The 2,968-nt window shown below is 57.2% G+C and carries 5 protein-coding genes; 1 reads left to right on the forward strand and 4 read right to left on the reverse strand.

Features of this window, described 5'->3' with window-relative positions:
• Positions 1-251: DUF72 domain-containing protein (locus WA989_RS17240; protein ID WP_424341713.1), on the reverse strand; the 251-nt coding region annotated here is incomplete at its 3' end.
• Between the two features lie 253 nt (positions 252-504).
• On the opposite strand from WA989_RS17240, the gene WA989_RS17245 reads away from it, so the two are divergent.
• Entirely contained in the window at positions 505-1,068 is a 564-nt protein-coding gene (locus WA989_RS17245; RefSeq protein ID WP_424341714.1) for a GIY-YIG nuclease family protein, read from the forward strand.
• Between the two features lie 27 nt (positions 1,069-1,095).
• Here WA989_RS17245 and WA989_RS17250 read toward each other — a convergent pair whose 3' ends face one another.
• The 3 genes from WA989_RS17250 to WA989_RS17260 form a co-directional block, all read right to left on the reverse strand.
• Entirely contained in the window at positions 1,096-1,578 is a 483-nt protein-coding gene (locus tag WA989_RS17250) for a GFA family protein (RefSeq protein WP_424341715.1), read from the reverse strand.
• Between the two features lie 122 nt (positions 1,579-1,700).
• Entirely contained in the window at positions 1,701-2,345 is a 645-nt protein-coding gene (locus WA989_RS17255; RefSeq protein WP_424341716.1) for a hypothetical protein, read from the reverse strand.
• Positions 2,346-2,351: 6 nt separating this feature from the next.
• Positions 2,352-2,968, reverse strand: a 617-nt coding sequence (locus tag WA989_RS17260; protein ID WP_424341717.1) for a sigma-70 family RNA polymerase sigma factor, incomplete at its 5' end; no start/stop codon positions are given.

Here is a 2,968-nt window from a genome sequence, read left to right on the forward strand (position 1 = left end):
GGGGTCTTGCGCGAGGTCGTGAAGCGCTGCGCCTTGGCGGTGAATTTGAACCCGTCCGGCGTTTCGCTCGCCCATCTCTCGAAGACGTGCGGCTTCTGGTTGCGATAGAAGGTGGAATTGATCTCGATGGCGGTCAGCTGCCGCGAGGCATATTCGAGCTGGCGCTTCTTGGCGAGATCATCTGGATAGAAGGTCTCTTCCCAAGGCTCATAATTCCAGCCGCCAATGCCGATACCAATGGGATGGGTCATATCTCTTGCGCTTCAGATGACTTGTCACAAGCCTACAGCGATGATCAGCCTTTCGCGACCCGTAAATTGCGCCTTAAAATCGACAGCCCCATCGCTGCAACAGGTCTTACAGAACACGCCATATCGGGCCAGAGAAATCCCGATTGCAAAGGCGCATTCAGACTTCAACTCAATATTTGATCAACACTTCTGATCTATACTCAAAGTATAAAATATTAAAACGAGACTTCGTTGGGTGAACGGGGAGAATACAATGGACGCGTCGGAGATTAAACGCTTGCTTTCAAGCGCCAAAAAGCCGTGGGACAGCAGACATCAGAGGTCGCAAGGCTTTTACGCCCTCTTTCTGAAACCGGGATGCAATATACCGGGTCTGGCTATTGGAGACGGTCGTCTCCTCTACATTGGAGACGCCGAGAACGGGCGCTCTCCTAGTGACCATTTTAGCCAATCTAACATTCATACCAGGCCATCCATGCTCCGCCGATGTCTCGGCGCCCTTCTCCACGAAGAACTGGATCTTCTGGCAGCGCCGCTCGCGCGCAAACGCCGAATTCTTCCCCAGCCGCCCGCCTTCACGTTCGATGTCGACAGCGAAGACCGATTAAGCGCGTGGATGAACGCTTCGATAGATGTCGCCTTTGTCCCGCATGAAGAGGGAGCGTCCGTCGCGCGGTGGATGCTCGTTTCCACGCTTCAGCCTCCGCTCAATTTCCATGGGTGGCGGAACCCGCAGGAGAAATATGTCCGGCGGCTGAAACGCAAATGCCTGAAAACGGCATCAGGCTTCAGAGTGCCGAGCTTCAGAGCGGCGTAACAACAATCGCCAGGAAACCGAGCGCCGTTACGACGGGTCCAGGCCGAGCCTCTTGTGCCAGTCGGCGATGCTTTCATCGGGATATTCGTCAAACGCCTTGTCTTCCGGTCGGATATCCGGTTCGACCCAGGCCGCCTTGCTTGCCAGCATAATGTGCGTGCGTTCAGGCGGTGTCGGCAGCTCGGTGTCGATGGCAGAGGCATGCGGATGGATGAGGTCCGGCCAGCGCTCGTCATAGGCCCAGAGCGCCGTGCCGCACGCGCCGCAGAATGCCCGCTCACCCGGACTTGTCTTGTCGCCTTCATCATGGAGGATCGCGTGAAATGTCTTCACGGCGTCCTTGCCTTGCACACTCAAAGTGTCCGACAGTGCCCCCAGATTGATCGCATAGCCGCCCGCGCCGGCCGATTTGCGGCAGATCGAACAATAGCAGAGCATGTAGGGATAGGGATGCGGCGCCTCGACGCTGAATGTCACCGCGCCGCAATGGCAGGATCCTTCGAGTTTCATATGAGGCTCCTTGTCCGGAATTGGCCTTCGGTCAAAGATGAACCTATCGCCTAGAGCGATGTTCCTCCATGGTTGCTAGCCCCTTTGGGTTGCAGCGCTAATCAAATGCGAAATCTAAGCATTCAGGCCAGCTTCGACACGTCCGGCCAAACGTGGTGAATGTAAGGGCTTAGCGCATGCCGTCTACGCAAGCCAAGCGCGTAGTCGGCGGTTCGGAAAGCAGCCCGCCATTCGTCTCGCGAGGTTGGACCTCCCATGTCTTCATCGCCAATGAAGCTGACGAAAAGCAAATGCGCATCTACACGATGCTGCCGGAGAAAATCGAGATGGGCGATCCGGTTGGCATATTGAAAAAATACTTTTGTCCAGTCAGTTCCGGTTCGGGCTTGTAGTCGTGCGGCCGTGCCGCTCAGCGCTGTGCCGATCATGGAAAGAGACTTTTCCGAGGCCTGGGTCGGAGGAGAAAAGAACTCATCTAGGTGGGCCTTCGCTTCGACCAGCACCGCCCGGTCCCCTGCCAAGCCTAGCGCATCCCACTGCGGACCCCGTTTGGGCCAGAAACTGCCAAGTGCTTCCTTCAAATGCCCCTGCCCGATTACATCCAGGAATGCGGCATCGCGGTATTCTGCATAGTCGTCTCCTTTTAGCGGAGAGACCCATCTGATACTTGGAAACGCGTCGGGGCAGAGCATAGCCCCGCCCCGTTCAATCGCGATCTGCAACCATTTGAGGCTGCCGCGTGTCCCCTGCGGCTGAACAACCCTCATGAAGGCCTACGTATCCAGGAAGCTCCGGAGCTTCCGGCTCCGGCTTGGGTGTTTCAGCTTGCGGAGCGCCTTTGCTTCGATTTGACGGATGCGTTCGCGCGTCACCGAGAATTGCTGGCCGACTTCTTCCAGCGTGTGGTCAGTGTTCATGCCGATGCCGAAGCGCATGCGCAGCACGCGTTCTTCACGCGGGGTGAGCGAGGCGAGCACGCGGGTCGTGGTTTCGCGCAGATTGCTCTGGATCGCCGCATCGACCGGCAGAAGCGCCATCTTGTCCTCGATGAAGTCGCCGAGGTTTGAATCCTCGTCGTCGCCAATCGGGGTTTCCAGCGAAATCGGCTCTTTCGCGATCTTCAGGACCTTGCGGATCTTCTCCAGCGGCAGACCGAGCTTTTCAGCCAGTTCTTCCGGCGTCGGCTCACGGCCGATCTCGTGCAGCATCTGGCGCTGGCTACGGACGATCTTGTTGATCGTTTCGATCATGTGCACCGGACTACGGATCGTGCGGGCCTGATCAGCAATCGAGCGCGTAATCGCCTGGCGGATCCACCAGGTCGCATAGGTCGAGAATTTGTAACCGCGGCGGTATTCGAACTTATCGACCGCTTTCATCAGGCCGATAT

The organism is Henriciella sp. (assembly GCF_049649345.1).
Taxonomy (GTDB): Bacteria; Pseudomonadota; Alphaproteobacteria; order Caulobacterales; family Hyphomonadaceae; genus Henriciella.